Source organism: Oligosphaera ethanolica, from assembly GCF_030814695.1.
GTDB classification, from domain to species: domain Bacteria; phylum Verrucomicrobiota; class Lentisphaeria; order Oligosphaerales; family Oligosphaeraceae; genus Oligosphaera; species Oligosphaera ethanolica.
Genome location: NZ_JAUSVL010000001.1, coordinates 456740 through 479433, shown reverse-complemented (window position 1 = coordinate 479433; position 22694 = coordinate 456740). Strand labels below are relative to the sequence as shown.

Sequence of the window (22694 nt, the reverse complement as noted above, 5' to 3'; positions counted from 1 at the left end):
AAGGGCGCAAACATGGACGGAATTGAGATCAGGGCTTCGCGGGATCCGCAGCCGATGTGTGATTTCGCGCGTCAGGCGGGTTGGAATCAGACCCTTGAAGAGTGCCGGCAGCTGGTGGAAGCGCCGGAGGCCATTACGCTCTATGCCATGAAGGGCGCTGAGACGATTGGTTCGGCGGCGGCGCAAGTGTATGGCGGGGGCCGCATGGGCTTTGTCAATATGGTTTTTGTGCTGCCGGAAATGCGCGGACACGGCCTGGCGACGGCATTGCTCAAAGCGGTGATGGCCGCGCGGCCGGACGTGGCGACCTGGCGGCTGTACGCGACGGAGGCCGGCAGCAAGGTCTATGAGAAAATTGGCTACCGGCAGGCATTCACCATGGCCAAGTACTTTGTCGCGCCGGACGTGGTGCGCGACTGGCCGCGCGAGGGCGCCGAGGCGATGACGGCCGAGGACATCCCGGCGGCGGCGGCCTGCGACGCGGCTGCTTTCGGCTTCAGCCGGTCGGGGGTGGTGGACTTCCTGTATCGGGCGCAGCCCGCGCTGGCCTTCAAGCTGTGCCGTGGTGGGCGACTGGCGGGCTTCAGTCTGGGGCGGGTGGGTGCGAATGCCCGACATGTAGCCATCAATGCCGCGTCTTTTGCGGATGCCTGTGCGCTCTTGCGGCGTTCGGCCGCCGAGGAGCATGCCGGCCGGCCAGTGCAGGTGATGGCCTATGAAACTCAGAAGGAATTCACGGCCTTTCTGGTGGACAGTGGTTTCAAGGCGACGGTGACCATGTACGTGATGGACTTCGGGGAGCCTTGTTCGCAGCCCGCCGCCAATTACTTCGGCGCCTTTGGCGGTGAATTCGCCTGAGGGCGCGGGAGGGGTCACTCATGCCCGCACGGTGCTTTCGATGCGGATGTCGCGGAAGCCGACCAGACCATTGCTGAAGAGGAGGCCGGTGGCGCCGTCGCGGAGATCGTTGTCGATGGCGTGCAGGACGGGCTGGCCGTCGAGGTAGGCCGTGATGGCGTTGTCGACGCAGTGGAGGCGGAGCTCGCGGACCTGATCAAGTGGCCAGTCGCAGGGCATATCAGCCAGGATGCTGTCGCCGTAGAAACGTTTGCAGATGGCGAGGCGGTCTTGGCGACGGACGAGGGCGAGGTAGCGATTCAGGCCCTGGTAGCGGGCCACCAAGCCGCCTTCGTCGGCCAAGTGGACTTTGACCCGGGCCTGGATGGACTGATCGCGCCAGAAGCGATTGCCAGTGATGGCCAGGCCACGGCCGGTATTTTTACCGAAGTGCTGGACGGGCTCCTGGTCGTCGGAAAAGGCGCCGCGGATGACATCGGCATCGACAATCCAGCCGGGGACGTTGAGGCGATTGACGACCGGCAGGGTGTCGGTGTATAGGCTCGCCGTGCCACCGAGGCGGACGGCGAGGCAGCGGACGCTGCCGGTCGCAGGGCTCTGGCAGCGGATGTCGATGCCGAGCTGGGTGACGGGCATGAGGGCGGTGTCGGGGATGGTGATGGCGAGGGATCGGGGCGTGCCGTCGCAGGGCTGTGACGGTCCGTAGATGACGCGCGGTGGCGTATGTGGATCAGCGGTGGCGATGGCGATGAAGAGCCGCATGTGGGCGTGGCTCGCTGTTGAGCAGTCCATGTCGGCGTGGACAGTCATGCCGCTGTAGAGTTTGCTGACGCCGACGGTCTGGTAGGCGCTGTCGGTTGCGCCGGGATAGACGGGCAGGGCCATGCGGGCGACGCGGCCGGGATTGACGCTATAGTGGGCGTGGAGGGCCTCGCCGTCGGGATTGCTGAGCAGGAGTGCGCCGCGGCTGTCTTGGCTCTGTTCATCGCTGAGGAAGCCCTGCTGGGCGAGAGGCTGCGAAAAGTGCAGCCAGGCGCCGCCTTTGGGTGCGGGCAGTTGCGGCCAGTGCATGACCTGCCGGCCGATGCGGGCGATGGCGGTGGCTTCGCTGAGGCAGTCGGTGGCGGCGCGGGTGCCCTCGGCCGTGGGCAAGATGATGCGGCCGCCCATGGGGCTGATGAAGTCATATTTTTCGCCGATGCGCTCAAGGCCGACCACGAGTCCCATGAGGGCGCCGACATTGCCGGCGTTGCAGTCGGTGTCCCAGCCGGCGGTATTGACGATGGCCTGCGCTTCGTGGAAATCATTGCCGGCGTATGCCCAAGCCATGATCATGACGGCGTGGTTGGGGACGACGTGGCAGTTGCCGCCATAGCGGTGATAGCCGTACTTCTCGCCAATCCGTTCGAAAGTCTGGCGCCAGTGGCCGTCTTCGCGGCACCACTGGCGGACATCGCGGTGGACTTGGGCGATGAGCGAGGCGGCGGGGATCTGCGCGACGCCGATGTCGAGCAGCTTCGCCATGTCTTTTTCCACGAAGGCGGCGGCGATCATGCTGGCGACGACGACGGCGGCGTTGAGGGCCTCGCCGTCGTGCGAGACGGCGGCGGCGTGGCGGGCCAGTTTGGCTGCCAGTACGGGCTGGCCGGGCGCGACCATGCCGAAGGCGTCAATGAAGATTTGCGCGCCGATCTGTTCGGCGACGACCTGGCCGTTGGTGCTGATGGCGCCACTCGATGGCGCGGGGATGCCCTGTTTGAGGCGGAGGAAAGCGGTATGTTCGGTGGAGACGCCCATGCCGCCCCACCAGAGGATGGTGCGGCCTTCGAGCAGGTAATTCAGCCAGGTGTCGCCAAAGAAAGCGGGTGGCGTCTGCTCGTAGCGCCCGGAGTCTTCCAGGGCGCGGATGAAGGTGAAGGTGCCGGAGATGTCGTCGTCGGCGACGACCAGCGGTACCTGTCGGTCTTCGTTGACGTAGCGGTCGATACGCCCCCAGGTCGCCTCGATTTTCGCTTTTGACCATCCTTCGAAAGGACGTCCCAGGTAGACGCCGATGACTTTGCCGAGGACTGCCGCATAGACCTGTTGTTCGTAATTGGGGATGTGCTGCATGCGATGGTTATTCCTCACTGCAAAAGTGGCTGATTGACGGCGCGCGGCTGTTGGTATCTGCAGGTGACGCCGTATAGTAACGGGCTGGTATTTGAGGCTGCAGAAGCTCGTTTGGGGTAACTATATCATGGCGTCGAGGACATTCATCCGGTCGATGAAAACATTGGGTACAGAACGTTTGCTATTGCGGCGTTGGGCGCGCGGGGATGTGGATGACCTCTATGAGTACGCGCGCCTGCCGGATGTCGGGCCGCATGCGGGGTGGCTGCCGCATGCGAATCGTGAAGAGAGCCTGAACGTGATCGTCTACGGGCTGATGCCCAGCGACTACCAGTGGGCGATCGTGCTCAGAGAAAATCAGCGGGTGATCGGATCCATCGGCTTGGGAGAGGACAAAAAACGGTCCGTGGCCAACGCGCGGGCGCTGGGCTACTCCTTGTCAAAACACTACTGGCATCGCGGTCTGATGACCGAGGCGGCATTGCGGGTGCTGCATTACGCGTTCGTGGACCTACAGTTTGCACAGCTGGCCTGCTACCACTACGAGGACAACGTCGCCTCGCGGCGAGTCATCGAAAAATGCGGCTTCAGCTTCGAGGGCGTGCTGCGGCGCTGTAGCCAGCTGGCGAACGGCGTCGTGCACGACGACTGGTGCTATTCCATGACCCGAGACGAATACTTGCACCTGCACGGGGGATAAAGCTTTTTTTATCCGCAGATGACGCAGGTTAACACAGATTTTTTCTATCCACAGATTACGCAGATTAACACAGATTATTTTTTTAGATATGTATGGCTAGTTTTGCAGTTTGCGGTTGTCTTGCGTGCAATCAAGACAGGTTTTTATCCGCAGATGACGCAGATTAATGCAGATTTTTTCTATCCACAGATTACGCAGATTAACACAGATTTTTTCTATCCACAGATTACGCAGATTAACACAGATTTTTTTTTAGATCTGTATGGCTAGTTTTGCAGTTTGCGGTTGTCTTGCGTGCAATCAAGACAGGTTTTTATCCGCAGATGACGCAGATTAATGCAGATTTTTTCCATCCACAGATTACGCAGGTTAACACAGATTTTTTCTATCCACAGATTACGCAGATTAACACAGATTATTTTTTTAGATATGTATGGCTAGTTTTGCAGTTTGCGGTTGTCATGCGTGCAATCAAGACAGGTTTTTATCCGCAGATGACACAGATTAATGCAGATTTTTTCTATCCACAGATTACGCAGATTAACACAGATTTTTTCTATCCACAGATTACGCAGATTAACACAGATTTTTTTTAGATCTGTATGGCTAGTTTTGCAGTTTGCGGTTGTCTTGCGTGCAATCAAGACAGGTTTTTATCCGCAGATGACGCAGATTAATGCAGATTTTTCTATCCACAGATTACGCAGATTAACACAGATTTTTTCTATCCACAGATTACGCAGATTAACACAGATTTTTTTTAGATCTGTATGGCTAGTATTGCAGTTTGCGGTTGTCTTGCGTGCAATCAAGACAGGATAGTGCAGATTTCGGGATAGCATGGAGGGAAAAAGCTTTTCTGGCATTGAAGTCATGTTAGCGCTAGTTGTAGACGAGCCGTTGGTGTTGAAGGCTCTTACTGCCAAAGTTCAAAAGCAGTGCTCGGCGCATGCCGGATGCCTTGAGATAGTTGATGACCTGAGCGTTTTCTTTGCAGGTAAGGCCATCAAGCGCTTTCAGCTCAACAATGACCTCACCAAAGCAGACGTAATCTACTTTGTAGAAAGTCTTTAGCGGCTGACCATGATAGTGTATAGGTAACGTTTTCTCTCGTTCATACGGAATGCCGCGTAACTGAAATTCCAGTTCCAATGCTTCTTGATAGACAGCCTCCAGAAAACCGTTGCCCAATTCTGCATGGACTGCCATAGCCGCGCCGATAATGGCATAGGTCTGTTCGTCTCTTTGCGGTACGTTTTCCCCCGGCAGCATCATGGGCAAATCACTTCCAGCATCAACACAGATTGCGCACACTCCACTTTGTTATTGTTTGCAATAATATTGCATTAGATTGCAAATAATGCAAGCTGTTAACTGCAAACAAAAACAATATCTAAAAAAAATCTGTGTTAATCTGCGAAATCTGTGGATAGAAAAAATCTGCGGGATCTGCGGATAGACAGAGCTTATGCTTGTGGGAAGCCGTGTTCTTCGATGCGTTGGCTGACGGGTAGCAGTGCGTCGATGTCTTCCAGGTCCAGGGAGCCGTCGGGCATGAGGGCGGTGTTCAGGAGGAGATTTGTCTGGTGTTGGGCGGTTTGTTCGAGCATGGCCCAGATTTGTTTATCGCGGAGGTGTTTACCGGCCTGTTCGGCGTGGAATCCCCATGATTCCGGGGTGAGGCTGGTGTGCAGTTCCTGGGGGCGGTCGCTGTGGGTGAAGAAGAAGCCGCAGTCGGTGGCGTTTTCGGTAGGGAGTTGGTGATTGGCGCTGAAGAAGTCTTCGCTGCCGACGAGTCCATGCTGGTAGGAGACGAGCGTCTGTGGCTGCAGGTGGTGGATGAGATCATAGAGCTCCTGGCAGCGGTAGTCCTGGCTGTTGCCGGCCAGTGGCGCGGCGATGCCGTCGAGGCGGATGGCGGCGATAGGGCCGTATTGGGTGAGCAGCTCGTGCATTTGGCCGGACATATATTCCAGGTACGCATCGAGGTCCATGGCGGCCTTGTCGGCTTTGGAGCCGGGTGCGTTGGGGTGATGCCAGGCCTGGCCGTGGGAGTACTGGAGACAGAGACCGATGCCGTGGTATTCGCAGATGGACGCCATTTCGCCGACGAGGTCGCGGCCGGCGGCGGCCTTGGCGCTGGTGAAGTCGCTGAGCTGCGAGTTGAAGAGGCAGAAGCCGTCGCTGCTGCGGGCGGTGAAGGACACGTAGCGCATGCCGCTGGCAATGGCGAATTCGACGATTTCATTGGCCTCAAAACGGCTGGCGGTGAAGCGGTCAGCGAGGCGGCGGTAGTCGCTGGCGCTGATGTCGTCGGTGAGCTGGACATTCTCGCCGCGGCCGAGGAGGGCATGCAGGCCGTAGGTGACCCCGAGGCCGTAGCGGGCTTCGCGGAACCAGGTCAAACCGGCCTCGCGGGCGTTGCTGCGGTAGAGTTCGGCGTGGTCGAAGAGGTAGGTCGGCGTCGCATCGTAGACGCCGTCGTCATTTTGGAACATGGTCGGGTGGGGCACTGATCCCATCGTTGACTACCTTTTCTTTCCGCTGATGCAGGAGTTATTCTATCCGCAGATTCCGCAGATTAACGCAGATTGTTAAAACCGCAGATTTTTGGCGACCGGTCTTGCCGGTGGGCGGTAAGACTGGACGCCGGATGAAGATTTTATTATCCGCAGATTCCGCAGATTAGCGCAGATTGTTATATCCGCAGATTTTTGGCGACTGGTCTTGCCGGTGAGCGGCAAGACTGGACGTCGGATGAAGATTTTATTATCCGCAGATTAGCGCAGATTAGCGCAGATTATTCCTGTGTTGATCGTGCGCGTTGCTGTCAGTCATCCCATTCGGAGACGAATTCGGGCATTGGGAAGCGGGCGGTGAGAAGTGCGACTTCTTCGCGGACGGCGCCGTAGATGGCCTCGTCGTTGATATTGTCGATGACTTTTGCGATAAGGCGGGCGATATCGCGCATTTCGGGTTCTTTCATGCCGCGGGTGGTGACGGCGGGGGTGCCGATGCGGACGCCGCTGGTGATGAAGGGCTTCTCGGGGTCGAAGGGAATGAGATTCATGTTGACGGTGATGTCGGCCTTGTCGAGAGCGGTGGCGCTGGCTTTGCCGGTGACGCCTTTGGGGCGCAGATCGACGAGCATGAGGTGGTTGTCGGTGCCGCCGGAGACGATGCGGAAGCCGCGGTTCTGGAGCTCGCTGGCGAGACAGGCGGCGTTTTTGACCAGCTGGCGCTGATAGGCGGCGAAAGACGGCTGCAGGGCTTCGTGGAAGCACACGGCCTTGGCGGCGATGATGTGCATCAGCGGGCCGCCCTGGATGCCGGGGAAGATCTGCGAGTTGATCTTTTTCATCAAGTCGGCTTTGGCGAGGATCAGGCCGCCGCGGGGGCCGCGGAGAGTCTTGTGGGTGGTCGAAGTGACGATATCGCAGTAGGGCACTGGGCTGGGGTGGATGCCGGCGGCGACGAGACCGGCGATGTGGGCCATGTCGACCATGAGCAGCGCGCCGACTTCATCGGCGATGGCGCGGAGCCGCGCGAAGTCGATGGTGCGGGGGTAGGCGCTGGCACCAGCGAGAATGAGGCGGGGCTTGTTTTCATAGGCGAGGCGGGCGATCTCGTCGTAGTCGAGCATTTCGGTTTCAGGAGAGACGCCGTAGCCGACGAAATTGTAGGTCCTGCCGCTGAAATTGACGCCGTGGCCGTGGGTGAGGTGGCCGCCGTGGTCGAGGCGCATGGCCAGGACCGTATCGCCGGGGTTGAGGACTGCGAAGTACGCGCCCATGTTGGCCTGGCTGCCGGAGTGGGCTTGGACGTTGGCGGCCTCGGCGCCGAACAGTTTGCAGGCGCGGGCAATGGCGAGGCTTTCGGCTTCATCGACATGGACGCAGCCATTGTAGTAGCGTTTGCCGGGGTAGCCCTCGGCGTATTTGTTGGTCATGACGGAGCCGGCGGCGGCGCGGACGGCGGCGCTGGCGAAGTTTTCGGAGGCGATGAGCTCGAGGCTGCGGTTTTGGCGATCTTGCTCGCGGGCCATGATAGCGGCGATTTCGGGATCGACGGCGCTCAGCGCGGCGTTGGGATCGTAAGTGAGGGTTTCGGCCTTACGCAGGCGGCGGATGTGGCGTTCCTCGTAGGAGAATGGCGTTGCCAGCCAGGCGTCGACGGTGGCCATGAAGTCGGTGTCGCTCATATTGTCGCCGCCGGTGACGAGGATATTGGAGGCGTTGTGGCTGCGGCTAAGCTGGGCCTTTTTGGGCGTGTCGCAGAGTGCGGCGCGGATGCCGTGGAAGCGGTTGGCGGCAATGGACATGCCGACGCCGCTGCGGCAGATGAGGATGCCGCAGGTGATGGATTGCTGGCGCAGGGCCTGGACGGTTTTGACGGCGAAGTCGGTGTAGTCGTCTTCGGGATCGAGGGTGCAGGGGCCGAGGTCGACGACCTTGATGCCTTTTTTCTGCAGGGCGGGAAGCAGGAGTTGTTTTTTGGGCAGGCCGCCGTGATCCGAGGCTACGCCGATGATGATGTCGTTCGCTTTGCCCTGCCAGTCAGAAAATGCACTCATGGTCACACACGCCCTTTCGCTCCATGTCGTCACAAGCCAGTCCAAGCCGCGAGTGGGTGGCCTGGGCTGCGGGGATAAAATGCCGCCGTGCTAGTCAAAAACGGTGGCAAAAATGAAGCAGTAAATGTAACCCCTCAAGGGCAAAAAACAACGCTCGCCGGGCTCTTTGCGGGTTGGCCTGGCGGGCGTTGGTGGTTGCTGACACGGCCGCTAACGGCGGGGCTTTATGGGGCGTCGCTTAGAGGTATCCTGACGCATCGGGTTTGACCAGGATATTGGTGAAATCGGCACCGGGGCCCATTGCGGCTTTGAAAGTGCCGATGGTGGCACTGAGGACGTGGCCGTCAAGGAATAGTGAGTTGGTGGCGCCGTTATGGCGGAAGACGATGCCGCGGTTGCCGGAGTAGACGCAGTAGGCGGATGCGCCACCGTTGGGTGCGGCCAGGCTAGTGAAGAAGATCGAGTCGAAGACATGCGGGTAGCTGCTGGGCTGGGTGGCCTTGATCTGGCTGAGGCAAGCCGCGGTCTGAGCGGAGCCGCCGACGGTGACGGAACTGGTTATACTGGGGTTACCCTGGGTGCTTTCCCAGGCGCTGCCGAAGAGGGTGGTGTTATAGCGCTGGCCGTAAGAATTGGTGGTGCTTAGGGTTGGTGGCATGGCGCTGGGGCAGAAGAAGGTTTTGTCCAGCGTCGTTTTGCCGGTAAGGCCGTACATGAGGCAGACGCCCCAGTGGTTGACGTTTTGGCCGTAAGTGAATTTGACGGGAATGTTGTCGTCATTGTCGCTGGCGTAGAGGGCGCACTGCACGCCGATTTGCTTTAGGTTGTTGACACAGGCGATGGCGCGGGATTTCTCGCGGGCTTTGGAGAGTGCCGGGAGGAGCATGGCGGCCAGGATGGCGATGATCGCAATCACAACGAGCAGTTCGATGAGGGTGAAGCAACGTTTCATGACTAAGATCCCTTCGCAGACGTGTGGTGGGGTTATATCACATGGTCGCAAACGATAGGCACGAGTCATTATACCACCTTGTCAGTATAGCAACAAGGGGCAGCAGCTGTCGGGCAAAAAAAAAAACGTGATCGGTCAGTCATTGAGAATAGCCGGTTGCCAGTGCCGCCTCTTGACTGGCGGGACCCTGTGGGCGTTTTTATGGACACCATGGACGCTATGGACACCGCCATTCAGTTCCCGGCGTCCAAGTAGTCCACAACCGGTCCCCGGTGTCCAGGGCGTCCTTCCCCATGGTCCAGAAAGTCCCTACGGTCCAATCCATGGGACCATGCCTCATGAGTCCGTGAGTCCTCGCCCCAGTGCGCGCCGTCGCCAAGTCGTCCCCATGGTCCCAGTCGTCCTCTGAGACCGGCCATTATCAATCGCTCCTATGAAACCCGCTGCCGCAAAGGTCGGCGGAAATCAAGGTCGGATGGTTGGGCGGCGGTTGGCCGTGGGTTTCCTGCAAATTGTCCCCGGTGTATTCCCCGCCGGGGTGGTCACTGATCGATTACAAAAAAGCCGGCGAGAGGGCGCTTGCCGGCGGGGCTGGGTGCTGTTATTTGCGGATGGGGTCAGCGTGGGAAGTAGCGGTATGATTTGGGCTGATCGCCGGTGACGAAGAAGAATATGGCGCCGGCGATCATGAAGATGAGGGCACCGACGATGTCAGCGGCGATGACGCCGACGGCCAGCGGTTTGAGTTGGAGGACGAGGCGGTTGCCGCCGAAGCGCACGCAGAGTTTTTTGATGAGCCAGCCGAAGAGGATGGCGTGCGACATGACGGTGATGGGGTAGGTCGCCCAGATGAGGAACATGCATGGATGCAGGGGCCACCAGCGCAGGCGCAGGCGGAGGATGCTGAAGAGGAGGACGCCGATGAAGCCCATGCCGGCGGCCCAGAGGAAGGTCGAACTGGGCTGGATGGCGAGGAGGCGCTGCCAGCCGGTCAGGGCTTCGGATGCCTCGAGGGTGCCGGTGGCCTTGAGCTGGAGGAGAACCGGTTCGGCGGCGCGGAAGGGCAGGGTCGGCAGACGTTGGTAGGACCAGTGGTATTGGACAGGGGTGCCGAAGTCGTAGGAGACAATGATGACCGTGAAGACGGCGACGATGATGCCGATGAGGTAGGTGCCCAGGACGGCGCGGGTCATGGCGACGGGGCTGATGCGGGTCCGATCGCCCAGTTTGAGGCCGTTGATGAAGTAGGGCAGCAGCGCCTGGCATTGGTCGACACAGAGCACCGCGCAGAAGAGCGAGGAGATGACGATTGCTGTCGGCCCGATGGCGAAGCCGCCGAAGAGGGCCATGAGGGCGCCGAAGGGCTGCCAGCCGGGCTGGATGAAGAACATGCCGGTTTCGGCGCTGATGCGCGCGACGACGAGGAAGATCATGAGCATGAGCGCGATGACGCCGATGGCGATGGGCCAGGTCAGGCCGAGGCGGACGGTGAGGAGGAAAAGTCCCAGGCAGCTGATCATGAGGATGCGCATGGCGGTGGCAGCGCCGGGGGCGCTGCGGCCCGCGCTGGAGACGGCAGCGGCATGCCGTCGCAGCGTGAGTTTGCTGAGGAAGAGCGCTTCTTTGAGGACGCCGAGGTAGTAGTGCCGGCCGGAGTAGAGCAGCATGATGGTGAAGGCGGTGTAGCTGCCGGCGCGGTGCCAGCCTTGCCAACCGCCGATTTCGTAGTCGGTGTTCATGCTGATGCCGAGGCCGACGACGGGTATGCAGAAGCAGGCCCAGAGGATTTGCGAGACACCGAGGGTGAAGGATATTTCCGAGCTGAGGAAGAAAGCGAAGGCGGTGACTAGGGGGAAGAATTCGATGCGCATGAGGCCGTAGGCCCAGGGGTTGCGGTGTAGTGCGGGCCATTTGGCGGCGAAGGGCCAGAGCGAGTGGGTCATTTTCACGGGGATCATCTCTTCGGGGAACCACTGGTAGAGGCCGTTGTTGACGCGGATGGCCAAGACGATGGCGAAGCCGAGCCAGAAGCGCTTGTTGAGGAAGAGCTGGTTGTAGATCTTGCCCTCGTCTTGGGCGAGGATGGCGTTGGTGAAATCGGCGATGGGGTATTGGAGATGCTCGTGGTCGGCCCATTGCCGGTGGACGACGAGGCCCATGCAGGCCATGGCGATGGTGGTCAGGAAGATGAGCGGCAGCCAGGTGAACAGCGGTGGCCGCCATTGTTGCCAGGGCACTTGCCTGAGCTTGATGCCGAGCCACTCGTGGAAGGACTCGGCGGGCCGGACCGCCTTGTCGGAGCCGGTGACGAAGCGGTTGACGACTTCGTCCTGCGGCTCGGGATCGACGAGGGAGCCGGCGGGGAAGTACTCGAGCATATTTTTGCTTTGCCAGCCCGGGGTGATGCGTTCCCAGTGGTAGGGCATGACGACGATCTGGGCGAACTGCTCCATGAGGGCGCGGCCGGGGATGCCGCAGGAGCAGGCGCTGAGGGTGACGATCAGGGCGAGTTCGGCGCTGCGCAGGCGTCGCCGTCCCAGCAGGGGATTGATGGCGAGGACGACCAGCATGAGAATGCCGATGACGAGAATGGGCAGCTGGTGGCCGTTGCTGATGCTTTCGAGGTTGAGAACCCGGTCATTGATATAGCCGGTGCCGCAGATGAAGAGCACGGCGAGCAAGCCTAACAGCATGGCGCGCTTGGTCATGAGTGGCATTCCCCCGGTTGAGCAGGCGAGGACGTTGCGGAAACATACGGGGAGCGGACGATGTCATCCGCTCCCCGGGCGATCAGGTGTTGGCGGAGCAGCGGCTCACAGAGTGATTTTGCCGGCTTCGTAGAGACCGTTGAGGGCGACCGAGGCGCCAGCCAGCTCGCCGACTTTGGGGCCGAGGCCGGTGATGCAGACCTCGCAGCTGTCACGGAATTCCTTCCACGCGAAGCGCGGGAGTTGGGCGAGGACGGGCTGGAGCATGAAGTCGCCGGCGTAGAAGGCGGCGGTGCCGAGGACGATCATCTGCGGGTTGAAGGTGACCATGCAGATGCCGATGCCCTGGGCGAGGCGCAGGCAGATTTCGTTCCACATTTCGACGGCGAGCGGAATGCCGAGTTTGGCGCCTTCGCGGACCGCCTGGAAGTTGAGGTTTTCGAGCTTGCCCTGGACATCGGGCAGGCGGTACATGGCGTGGTCGGGGCGGAAGCGGAGTTTGTCCTGCAACTGCAGGGCGACGCTGCGGCCGCCGCAGAACGCTTCGAGGCAGCCGAGTTGGCCGCAGCCGCAGAGGGGGCCGTTGGGGTCGAGGACGATATGACCGAGCTCGCCGGCAATGCCGGTGGTGCCGGCGAGGAGTTTGCCGCCGGCGACAATGCCGCCGCCGACGCCGGTGCTCATGGTGAGGTAGATGACATCGGTTTTGCCTTTGGCGCAGCCGAAAAACCACTCGGCGAGGACACCGGCGTTGGCGTCGTTGTCCATGAAGACGGGCATGCTGAGGCCGGCGACGAGGTCGTCGCGGATGGGCACGGCGTCCCACGACATATTGGGGGACTTCATGATGCGGCCGCCGGCCATGTCGAGGGGGCCGGGGGCGCAGATGCCGCAGCCGCTGATGTCGTCGTGCTTGAGACCGGCCTTTTTGATCAGCGCCTGGGCGAGGTAGACGACCTGTGGCAGGGCTTCTTCGTAGGGTGCGGCAGCACCGCTGGCGATGCGGTCGCTGGCCAGGATATTGCCTTTTGCGTCAGTGATGCAGACGGCAATTTTGGTTCCGCCGATATCAATGCCGAGGACGTTGGTGTTATCGCTGCTCATGGTACTTCCTTGCTTGGTTGGTTCAGGGAAAAGAGAGGCTTTTGTTAGTGTATGGGAACGAATGCCGGATAATGTACTAGCCGATGGCTTTCCCGCAACCGTCAGGAGGTGAAAAGAGCGAGGGGACCTGGTACTGTGGGGACGCCCGGGACCGGTGGGACTGATTGGCGGCGGCAGCGCAGGGGCGAGGACTCACGACTCATGAGGCATGGTCCCATGGATTGGACCATGGGGACGCTGGGGACTTGTGGGGATTGACGCATTGGATGCTGGGGGCTGCTTGGCGGACGTCGGGGACTTCGGGGGCTGCTTGGCGGACGTCGGGGACTTCGGGGGCTGCTTGGCCGACGTCGGGGACTTCGGGGAGCGCCGCCGTCCCGGCGGCATTATTTGCGTTGGGCGCGTTTGAGGAGACGTTCGGCCTGTTTATCATCGCCGTTGTTGATATATGCCTGGTAGAGGAACTGATCGAAGATATTGGTGAAACGTGGGTCGCGGTCGATGTTTTGGTCGGAGTGTCGTTGCAGGCTGGGGAGGTATCGTTTGAGGAAGCGCACGGCTTCGTTGGTTTGGTCGGTATCGCGGGTGAGATTGAGGTAGGTTTCGACGAGGCCGAAGGTTTTTGCGCCCTGGTTTTTCTGTTGGGTGAGGAGTTTTTCGAGGATTTTGCGGGCTTCCTCGGGCTTGTTTTGGGCCAGTGCGGCATCGACTTGGTCGATGCCGACGGCACGGGCGAGGTCGTCGCGGCGGCCGACTTTGGCGGGGAGGGTTTTGAGGAGTCGATCGGCTTGTTGGTGTTGGTTTTGGGCGCGGAGGATGGCGGCCTGGCGGATGCGGACGCTGGCGACGACATCGGGGTATTGCCTGAGGGCGCTGGCGCATTGGTCGAGGACGGCGAGTCGTTCCTTGCTGTTGGGTTCTGCCCATTGTTCGCGGAGGTTCCAGGCGGCGAGGTGGGTTGGCAGGGTCTGGGTCGCCATTTCGGCGGCGACGATGGCGGCCTGGCGGTAGTGGGCGCTGTCGAGGACGACGGCGCTGCGGGTGAGTTCATCGGCCTTGCTGCTGCGGTTGGCTTGCAAAGTGCGGCTGCAGGTGTACGCGAGCATGTGGTCGCTGATGCTGCTGCCGGTTTGCGGGTCGGTGGCATGGCCAGTGGTGAAGCCACCGGTGCGGAATCTGCCGATGTCCATTTCCCAGTTGCCATTGCGCTCCATGATCGCGAGCCAGGCGTGGCCGCCGCTGTTGCCGCTGCCGGCGAAGAAGATGGCGGGCACGCCGTGGGCGCGGGCGGCCAGGGTGGTGAAGTACGCCTGATCGACACAGATGCCGCCGCGTTGCTGGATGGCGGCGACGCTGTAGGGGCCGTTGTTCCACGAGTACTGACCGAGCTGGGCGCGGGCGTCGTCGTAGCGGATGGCCGCGAAGATGTCGTCCCAGCGCCGTGGGCGGACGTTTTCCTGGAGCCAAGCGAGCTCGGAAATGGGCACGGGCGTATCGACGACGTAGGTGAGGGCGCTGACGGTGAGGTTGCGCAGTGGCATGGCTGTGCGCGGCGACGCGTAGGTATCGCGGAAGAAGGTGTAGAGATTGCCGATGACTGCTTCGGGGCTGAGCAGTGACGGGCTGGCGATTTGGGCGTGGAGAGGCGGCCGTGGGCTGTCCCAGACTACGCTGATGGCCAGCATGAGGGGGAAGAAGGCATCTGGGTCGCGTGTTTCCAGCCGGTGGAGTTCGGCGAGAATGGCGATGACTCTGGGCAGATTATCGTGTTGCGGGTCGACTTGTTCGAGGAAGGCCGTGCTGCGGTGGTCGTCACCGAAGAGCCAGGTGACGAAAGACTCCGATAGTGGCGCGGCGGTATTGGCCATGGCGCTTTGCAGGAGCTGGAAGAGGATGATGTTGTCGCAGAGGCCGTGGAGCGGCGCGAGATTTCTGGTCGGGAGGCGGCCGTTGTTGCGTTTCATGAGTTTGGCGAGTTGTTCGCCGTGGGCGACAGTGCCGTCTGCCCAGGCGCCGGCGCTGATGACCTGGCAGCGGGCGGCGCGCAACTCGTTGCTTTTTGGCGGCGAGCTGAGTTTGATGGCAAGGGTGTCGTTGGCGTGGCCGCTGCCGGCGCCGGTGGCGACAAACAGGGCCAGCAGCAGCGTGGCCGGCCACGGGTGGCGCGGTCGGACATGTCTGGGGGTGGCCGGTTTTGTGCAGGTCAATGGCATCATGTTGTCACCGTTGTTTGGTGGTGGCGGTCTTGGGGGTAATCATTGTGATGTTTGACGGCAATTCCGGGCGTTTGTTTGCAATATAAGCAGCGATTGGTCGTTTTATTGCCAGAGGTGCGCACTGATGGGCAAATTGGCCGAACTAAATGACATGGACTTGGTAACGAAGAGCCGTGCGGGCGACGAGGACGCCTTTGCGGTGTTGTACCAGCGCTATCGCCTGCCCCTGTATTCGTACATTCACAAGCTGATGCCGACGGAGTCATCGCAGGTTGATGACATATTTCAGCAGGTGTGGGTGAAGGCGGTAAGCAACTGGTCGCGTTACACGGATCAGCAGAAATTGCTGGCCTGGCTGTGTCGCATTGCGCACAATTTGGTGATGGACTACTATCGCAGCCGTTCCCGGGCGCCGATGACCGAGTTGCCGGAGACATTGGCCTCGGAAGCCGCCCCGGTGCATGCCGAGATGGATCGCGAGGCCTTTGACGAAGCGCTGGCGGCGGCGACGGAACGTCTGTCGGCGGAACAGCGCGAGGTGCTGATGCTGCGGAAACGCGGCGTGAGTTTCAAGGAAATAGCCGAGATGCAACAGACCAACCTGAATACCGTGTTGGGGCGAATGCACTACGCGATCAAGAACCTGCGCGGGATGCTGGCGGAGTATTTGTGATATTTAGATGCAACGGCGACAAACAGCCGAGGAGGTGCACGATGAAATGCGATGATGTGGAAGTAGAAGTGATCGGCAATACCGGCGAACTGAGCGCGGCAGCGCGCGAGCACCTTGGCCAGTGTGCGGCCTGCGAGCGCTTTGCGCGGATGCAGGCCTTAGCCCTGGGTGAGGCAGCGGATGCGGTGCACCCGAGCACGGCGCTTGACCAGCGGGTATTGGCGGCGGTGCATGAGCGCATGGCGGGTCAGCGGCGTTGGCGGCGGCTGTTGCGCGTTGGCGGCGGTGTGCTGGCACCCCTGGCCGTTGCGGCGTTGGTGCTGCTGGGCATGTGGTTGCGCCTGCCGCCGGAAACGCCGACGCCAGGCGGCATGACAATCGCCGCCGGCGGCGAACAGACCTTCGCGGTGCCGGTCGTGGCTGCGGCTGCTGGTGAAGCGTTGCCGGTGGCGAGTGACGACGATCTGTGGCTGCTTGGCGTGGCCATGACGGACGTGGAAATGGATGATCTCGAAGAAGGCATTGCGCAGCTGATTGCGGGTGTCAGGGAGTCGTTGGAGGCGCCGGCAACGTCATCGTCCCAGCTTGATCCGGGGATGACGGAGCGCCGTCTGGAGGACTTTCGGGAGAAGCTGATGGCATTGGAATTCGAGTTGTTAGGTGATATGTAAGGCAAAGAAACGGAGGTCACTATGTACACGATAACCAGGACCTGGCTGCTGGCAGTCGCAATGAGCGCCGCATGCTGGCTGACGACGGCCGAGCTGGCAGCGCAAGAGCCGCCACCGCCGCCAGAGGCGCCGGGGGCAATGCAGGACGTCGAGAAGGACGGCCCTGGCGATGGGCGCGAAGGACGGCATTGGCGCCGCCCCGGCGAACGCTGGGGACGCGGCGCGGACATCCGCGAACTGATGGAAAAGCTGAAGAAGGATGACCCGAAGGAATACGAGCGGTTGGAAGCGCTGGGCAAAAGCGACCGTATGGCCTACTATAAGGAAATTGGCAAGATGCTGCCGCAAGGGCCTATGCGCAACAGCAAGCTCGGCGCCTTGGAGCAGAAATGCCGCGATCTGGGTAAGCAGTACCGCGAAGCCGCCACTGACGAGGAGAAGGCCAAGCTGAAAGTCGAGCTGGAAGCGGCTGTCAAAGAGAGCTTTGATGTCATGCTGGCGGACTCCAAGAAGCGCCTGGAGGCCCTGCAGGAACGCCTGACCGCCATGGAAGCCAAGGAAAGCGAGATTCTGGCCCAGCGCCTGGAGTATTTCCTCAGCGGCAGCGGCCGTATGCCCGGCCCGCCCAGTGACGATGCCCCGCCGCCGCCGCCGCAGGGTCGCGATGATGCGCCGCCGCCGCCGCCGCCGCCACCGGGTGAATAGCTTTTATACCACGCGATGTAGAGCCTGTCCGAAAAGCATAGTTGGGTTTTGCGAGGGGGAGGAAAATACCCTTCGCTTCGCTCGGGCCGCCGCTGCGCGGCTATCAGACTATCCCTGCACCTGCGGTGCAGGTCTGCGGCCCATTGGCCCTTTCCTCCCCCTCGCGCTCCCCCACCTATCCCTTTTCGGCTCAGCGCCTTGCGGCAATCGCTTCGCGTTTGCCGCAAGGCGCTGAGCGTCAGCAGCTGAGGGGTCGGACCGGGCTTTTCACGCTGTTTTCGCAGAAGTCATGGCTATTTTATGGCTAAAGAAAGACGGAAAGCACGCTTACGGCAGGCAAATATAGTTTTCGGATGACCTCGATGTAGGGGCGGGCCGGTGTGCCCGCCCTTTGTTTTTGTCCGCAGATTGCGCCGAATAGTAATCGGTCAGTAACCACCCCGGTGAGGAAAACACCGGGGACAATTTGCAGGAAACCCACGGCCAACCGCCGCCCAGCAATTGGACCATGATTTCCGCCGACCTTTGCGGCAGCGGGTTTCATAGGAGACTTTTACAACCAACGCCGCCTGCACGAGGCCCTCGGCTACCAGACGCCGGACGAATGGCACACTTCCGCCCCCTGCGGGGCGGACTTCAATTTAGGGCTGCTCAGCCGCTCTCCTGCGGAGATGCGGCCTGCGGCTTCGCAGCCAAATGCCTGCGTGAATCCATGAGCCCACTGATAATTCGTTCGTTTTTGTCCTTGACTTGGGGTCCACTTCAGTTTGGCTTGCTGGTCAAGGAGAGCAAAATAACGACGCCAAAGGATGTCGAGTTCATGGTTGCCGGGCTGGTGCCAGGCCAGTGATGGCTGACTGGCGGCCCTATCTGCGAAAGAGTCCATGACAAGCCGGTAAACATCCTCGGGATTGGCATAGTTGGCCAGGGCAGCCTCCAGGGCCTTGACCCCATGAACAGGCATTCCGGTCAAACGCAGGAGTTGGGAAATCATCCAGTGCCGCGCGGTGCTTTCTGGCGACACGCCCGCTGTTGTTGCGGAAAGAGAGTCCAGCAACGCGTCGCTTTCCGCAAGCAACGCTGGAAAGTCCGTTGGCGTGGCGGATGCGAGGGCAAGTCTCAGAGATGCGTAGCGAGTCGCCAAAGTCTCGTTCTGTCCGGCAGCAGATAAACAAGCAGGCGGATCAGGCAGGGACGGGGTATCCAGAAACACTCCCGACAGAAGCACATTGATGCTCATGTTTCGCCATATCCGAAATTGAAGACTGGCGGGCCCGCTGACTGCGAAGCGCTTATACAATCCACCGCCAAAGTTGCGGACATGCGTTACGCAAAGAAGCCGCTGCTCGGCATCGGCGACAGTGACGGTGTAAGCTCTGTTTTGTTCGTAGTAGTGGTAGTCATTGACGAAATACAGTGAGAGGAGATGAACGCCTTCCGGGATGCGGCAGGTGAGCAGCAAGTCGGGACCCGTCCCCAGTGGGTTTTGCTCGCCGTGGTCGTCGCGGTTGGCGGCCATTCGCGTCCGGCGCTGCGGATTCCACAGCGCGGCGGCATCGTTCACCGACTTGCTGGTCACCCACAGCCTGCCTTTTTCCGAAGGATTTCCAGTTCTGAAACGGCATGTCAGTTTGTCGCCGAGCCCGCCGCTATAATCCGTGCGAAAATTATGGGCGGCGAGGAGATGGAAAATCATGCCATAGCCGAGCGGCCAGTTTCCTCGGGTGGATCGGTCATCATGCAGCGGAACAATCGGCCTTTGTTCCTGTGGGGCACGTTCCATGTTCCTCAATACCGCCAATCTCTTTAGGGCATATTCGGCTTCTTTCCGGTGCCAGAGAACGGGGGTATTGGTGAGTTTGCGAAAAGCCTCTCCTGCCTGGATCAGCTCAAGGGAAGCCTCCAGGCTTTCGGCCAGGGCCAGCAGCACTGTTGAGGCCAAGACTGGGCAGGCGGAGGGATGGCAATTTTGCAGGCGCGAGGCGGCTTCGCGAAAATTTCCTTCATCCATGCAAGCCAGACCATCAATGTAGGAAAAATACTCGGCAAGAGGAATTGTGTTGACTGGCGGCAACGCACGGATGAGCCCTTTTGCTTCACGGAAATTTCCTTCGCGGAGCAAGGCGCTGGCCGTCTGCCAATGACATAGTAGACGCCAGGAAGCGGGCAGACCTGACTCGCTTAACGCGATGAAAGGCGCTGCCGTGCCGATGTCTGGGCGGTAGGTGGCGGCCAGGGCTTGGTTCCAGGCGGCGCTCAGCGACTCGAGTTTTTCGGGCGGCAGGGCGTCGGCGGGAACGAGCGAAACGAGGCATTGGTTGACGCCGGCCAACGCGCGCCGGGTGATGTCCGGCGATGGCGGCCTGGCGACCAGATTGAGCTGGCGCTGATTTTCCGCTAGGCGGGCGGTGGTGGAAAAGCAGCGGTCGAGACCGCTGTCGAGAGCGCGGAGAAAAAGTGCGAAAGCCTCGCGCGGCTGCTTCTCGGCGAGCAGCAGATCGGCGGTTTGCACTGCGGTTTCACGCATGCCGGGAAAATCCACGGCCAGATTGAGCCGTCGCCGGTTTGCGGCGATGACCTCGGCCGGTTTTCCCGCGGCGGCCTGCGCGGCGGCCAATTTTTCTCACGCGGAGCCGCGAAGGCGCGAATTTGTAGGGGCGACCGGCCGGTCGCCCCTTTGTTGGCGGCATGTCTTGCCGCTGCGCGGCAAGTCACGCTGCCGATAAGAAGGCGCGAAGGTTCCGTGGGCGCCCGGCACGCCGTGCGGTTCTTTTTTCTCACGCGAAGGCGCGAAGGCGCGAAGAAGGCAGGAAAGAGGCGGCATGTCTTGCCGCTGCGCGGCAATTCACGCTGCCGATATGAAGCCGCGAAGGTTCCGTGGGCGCACGGCACGCCGTGCGGTTTGGTCAGCCGTTGACGTCGATGGGTTCGGGTAGTGCCTGTTTATGGCCGTTGCGGTCGATAGCGACCATGGTGACGGCGATATTGAAGACATCGTACCAGTCGTGTTCCTGGAGATTGCGGGCGTGGACGTCGACCTTGTAGGTGACGGAGGTATTGCCCATGTGAGCGCGGTTGATATGGAAGGCGAGGAGGGCGCCGTTGTTGACGCTTTGGGTGAAGGACGCGGTGTCCATGGCGCGGGTGACGAAGCGGCAGCTGGGGAATTCGCGCAGGGCGGCGATGTAGGCATATTCATCGACCCACTTGAGCATGTTGCCGCCGAAGAGATAGCCGTACTGGTTGAGGTGTTCGGGGCGAACGATGGTGTAGAAGTCCATGGCAGATACTCCGGAGGACGGGGGCAATTTGGTGCGGTTTGGCGGCTACTTGGGCGGTGTGGGGCTATCTGGGGCGGTTTGGCGGTTGCTTGGGCGGTTTGGCGGTTGCTTGGGCGGTTTGGCGGTTGCTTGGGCGGTTTGGCGGCTGCTTGGGCAGTGTGGGGCTATCTGGGCGGTGTGGGGCTATCTGGGCGGTTGGCGGACACTGGTGGCGTTGGGAGGGTGACTTAGTGGGCGAGGTGTTGGTGGAGGAGGGCGAGTTCATTTTCCAAGTTGGGGGTGAAGACGCCGGTGCCGTTGGCGGCGTTGATATCCGGCCAGGACCAGAAGCGCAGTTCGTCGATTTCGTCAGCTGGCGCGGTGAATGGCCCATCGCAGGTGATGGCGAAGACTCGGGCGACTTCGCTTTCGAGCTGGTTGCAGATGCTCATATCGAAGAGCTGTTCGAGCTGGCCGGCTTCGGCGTTAACGCCGATTTCCTCGGCCATTTCGCGGAGGGCGGCGGCGTGGAAATCTTCGCCGGGCTGGAGGTGGCCGCCGACGGCGCTGTCCCATTTGCCGGGCTGGATGTCCTTGTGGGGGGAGCGTTTTTGGAGGAGGACGCGGCCATCGCTGGCCATGACGACGACGTGTGCGGCGCGGTGTCGGAGAGCGGGGTTGCCATGGCAGCAGCGACGAGGGGCGATGCCAATGACCTCGCCGGCGTCATTGATGATCTCGAACATTTCGCCGTGGGTGGTAGGCACTACGGGTTATTTCCAGTCCTGGTTTTGGCGGGTGGTGAGCAGGACGCTCTGCCAGAGTTGGCCGCGCGGGTCGATTTTGCGGCGGGCCATGGTTGCCAGCGGTATGGGCACGTAGGTGAAATAGCCCTGCCAGTTGCCGACGACGAGGTCGGTCATGCCAGCCATAGCGGCGTGCACCGCGTGCTGGGCGAGGTTGAGGCAGAAAATGGAGTCCATGCCGCAGGTCGGCGTGGAGCGAATGATGTAGCTGGGGTCGAAGTACTTCATGGAGATCTCGATCTTGCGTTCCTTGAAGTATTTGATGATCATGTCTTTGAGGAAGAGCCCGATGTCTTTGTGGAGGATATTGCCGGATTTGTCCTTTTGCGGTGCGCTGTCGTCGGTAATGAGGTTCTGGCCGGCGCCTTCGGCGACGACGATGACCGCGTGGTGTTTGCGCAGGAGCCGGTGTTCGAGCGCTTCAAGAAAGCCGTGTTCGCCGCGGAGCTGGAATTCGACTTCGGGGATGAGGCAGAAGTTGACCAACGAGTTGGCGAGGCTGGCATTGGCGGCGATGAAGCCGGAGTCGCGGCCCATGAGGCGGACAAGACCGATGCCATTGAAGGCGCCTTTGGCCTCATTGTGGGCGCAGCTGATGATGGGACCGGTTTCCTGCACGGCAGTTTCAAAGCCGAACGTCTTGTCCATGAAATTCAGGTCATTATCAATGGTCTTGGGGATGCCGACGACCGAAATGGGCAGGTTGCGTTTTTTGAGTTCGACGGCGATGTCGTGGGCGCCGCGCTGGGTGCCGTCGCCACCGATGGTGAAGAGGATGTTGATGTTGAGACGGTCGAGGGTGCGGACGATTTCCTCGGTGGATTGCTCGCCGCGGGATGAGCCAAGGATGGTGCCGCCGGTGGTGTGGATGGCGTCGACGACGTCGGGGGTGAGACTGATCGGCTTGAGGCCGAAAGACGGCACCAGGCCGCTGTAGCCGTACTGGATGCCGAAGATATTGTCGACGCCATAGACGTAATAGAGGGTATTGACGAGGGATTTGATGACGTCGTTGAGGCCGGGGCAGAGGCCGCCGCAGGTGACGATGGCGGCACGGGTCCAGGCGGCATCGTGGTAAAGCAGACGGCGGGGGCCGGCGGCGATGAATGCCGGTATGGGCATGCCCTTGGCGCGGAGGCAGTCATTGGCGGTAGGGTCGGCGCAGTAGCTGATGCGTTCGCTGTCTTCGACGAAAATGACGTCCTTGAGGGGTGATTCCAGCGTGGGGGTGCCGACGCGGGGGATGGAGAAATCAAGGTTGAACATATCCTCGATGGCGACACTCATATTTTGTGGATCCATGGTCACGGTACCTGCTTTTGCTGTGTGGTCGATGAGCGGTTTTGGGCAACGCCT

At 60.8% G+C, this 22694-nt stretch carries 17 protein-coding genes and 1 pseudogene; 5 read left to right on the top strand and 13 right to left on the bottom strand.

What is annotated here, in order from left to right:
• Positions 1 to 12: 12 nt before the first annotated feature.
• Positions 13 to 858, top strand: a complete 846-nt coding sequence (locus J3R75_RS01635) for a GNAT family N-acetyltransferase (RefSeq protein ID WP_307259539.1) — start codon at positions 13 to 15, stop codon at positions 856 to 858.
• Between the two features lie 18 nt (positions 859 to 876).
• Here J3R75_RS01635 and J3R75_RS01630 read toward each other — a convergent pair whose 3' ends face one another.
• Positions 877 to 2970: an ADP-ribosylglycohydrolase family protein gene (locus J3R75_RS01630; RefSeq protein ID WP_307259537.1), complete on the bottom strand. Its 2094-nt coding sequence runs from the start codon at positions 2968 to 2970 to the stop codon at positions 877 to 879.
• Positions 2971 to 3124: 154 nt separating this feature from the next.
• On the opposite strand from J3R75_RS01630, the gene J3R75_RS01625 reads away from it, so the two are divergent.
• Positions 3125 to 3670, top strand: coding sequence for a GNAT family N-acetyltransferase (locus J3R75_RS01625; RefSeq protein WP_307259535.1), 546 nt, complete (start codon positions 3125 to 3127; stop codon positions 3668 to 3670).
• A gap of 882 nt (positions 3671 to 4552) precedes the next feature.
• Here J3R75_RS01625 and J3R75_RS01620 read toward each other — a convergent pair.
• The 8 genes and pseudogenes from J3R75_RS01620 to J3R75_RS01590 all read right to left on the bottom strand — a co-directional run bounded on the left by J3R75_RS01620 (position 4553) and on the right by J3R75_RS01590 (position 15223).
• Positions 4553 to 4945 (bottom strand): GxxExxY protein, encoded by a 393-nt coding sequence (locus J3R75_RS01620; RefSeq protein ID WP_307259533.1) that lies wholly within the window; start codon positions 4943 to 4945, stop codon positions 4553 to 4555.
• Between the two features lie 191 nt (positions 4946 to 5136).
• Complete coding sequence (locus J3R75_RS01615; protein WP_307259532.1) at positions 5137 to 6192, bottom strand: alpha-L-fucosidase; 1056 nt, start codon at positions 6190 to 6192, stop codon at positions 5137 to 5139.
• A 308-nt stretch (positions 6193 to 6500) separates the two neighbouring features.
• Entirely contained in the window at positions 6501 to 7748 is a 1248-nt protein-coding gene (gene glyA, locus J3R75_RS01610; protein ID WP_370882382.1) for a serine hydroxymethyltransferase, read from the bottom strand.
• A gap of 36 nt (positions 7749 to 7784) precedes the next feature.
• A pseudogene (locus J3R75_RS19795) lies at positions 7785 to 8243 on the bottom strand (RpiB/LacA/LacB family sugar-phosphate isomerase); the annotation flags it as partial.
• A 238-nt stretch (positions 8244 to 8481) separates the two neighbouring features.
• Entirely contained in the window at positions 8482 to 9195 is a 714-nt protein-coding gene (locus J3R75_RS01605; protein ID WP_307259528.1) for a prepilin-type N-terminal cleavage/methylation domain-containing protein, read from the bottom strand.
• A 617-nt stretch (positions 9196 to 9812) separates the two neighbouring features.
• Positions 9813 to 11903: a DUF6785 family protein gene (locus tag J3R75_RS01600; RefSeq protein ID WP_307259526.1), complete on the bottom strand. Its 2091-nt coding sequence runs from the start codon at positions 11901 to 11903 to the stop codon at positions 9813 to 9815.
• A gap of 105 nt (positions 11904 to 12008) precedes the next feature.
• A complete protein-coding gene (locus J3R75_RS01595; protein ID WP_307259524.1) occupies positions 12009 to 13007 on the bottom strand; it encodes an ROK family protein in 999 nt (332 codons plus the stop codon).
• A gap of 386 nt (positions 13008 to 13393) precedes the next feature.
• Positions 13394 to 15223, bottom strand: a complete 1830-nt coding sequence (locus J3R75_RS01590) for a transglutaminase-like domain-containing protein (RefSeq protein WP_307259522.1) — start codon at positions 15221 to 15223, stop codon at positions 13394 to 13396.
• Positions 15224 to 15347: 124 nt separating this feature from the next.
• Here J3R75_RS01590 and J3R75_RS01585 point away from each other — a divergent pair, with 124 nt between their 5' ends.
• The 3 genes from J3R75_RS01585 to J3R75_RS01575 are packed head-to-tail and all read left to right on the top strand — an operon-like array spanning position 15348 to position 17272.
• Positions 15348 to 15896 (top strand): RNA polymerase sigma factor, encoded by a 549-nt coding sequence (locus J3R75_RS01585; protein WP_307259520.1) that lies wholly within the window; start codon positions 15348 to 15350, stop codon positions 15894 to 15896.
• Between the two features lie 41 nt (positions 15897 to 15937).
• Positions 15938 to 16567, top strand: coding sequence for a hypothetical protein (locus tag J3R75_RS01580; RefSeq protein WP_307259518.1), 630 nt, complete (start codon positions 15938 to 15940; stop codon positions 16565 to 16567).
• A gap of 21 nt (positions 16568 to 16588) precedes the next feature.
• Positions 16589 to 17272: a hypothetical protein gene (locus J3R75_RS01575; RefSeq protein ID WP_307259517.1), complete on the top strand. Its 684-nt coding sequence runs from the start codon at positions 16589 to 16591 to the stop codon at positions 17270 to 17272.
• Positions 17273 to 17858: 586 nt separating this feature from the next.
• Here the strand turns inward: J3R75_RS01575 and J3R75_RS01570 are convergent.
• From J3R75_RS01570 to J3R75_RS01555, 4 genes are all read right to left on the bottom strand, one after another.
• Positions 17859 to 19799, bottom strand: a complete 1941-nt coding sequence (locus tag J3R75_RS01570; protein WP_307259515.1) for a hypothetical protein — start codon at positions 19797 to 19799, stop codon at positions 17859 to 17861.
• Positions 19800 to 20178: 379 nt separating this feature from the next.
• Positions 20179 to 20553 carry an acyl-CoA thioesterase gene (locus J3R75_RS01565; RefSeq protein ID WP_307259513.1) on the bottom strand — a complete coding sequence of 125 codons (375 nt, stop codon included), beginning with the start codon at positions 20551 to 20553 and terminating at the stop codon, positions 20179 to 20181.
• A 227-nt stretch (positions 20554 to 20780) separates the two neighbouring features.
• Positions 20781 to 21299 carry an NUDIX hydrolase gene (locus J3R75_RS01560; RefSeq protein WP_307259511.1) on the bottom strand — a complete coding sequence of 173 codons (519 nt, stop codon included), beginning with the start codon at positions 21297 to 21299 and terminating at the stop codon, positions 20781 to 20783.
• A gap of 6 nt (positions 21300 to 21305) precedes the next feature.
• Positions 21306 to 22640: an ATP-dependent 6-phosphofructokinase gene (locus J3R75_RS01555; RefSeq protein ID WP_307259509.1), complete on the bottom strand. Its 1335-nt coding sequence runs from the start codon at positions 22638 to 22640 to the stop codon at positions 21306 to 21308.
• Between the last annotated feature and the right edge of the window lie 54 nt (positions 22641 to 22694).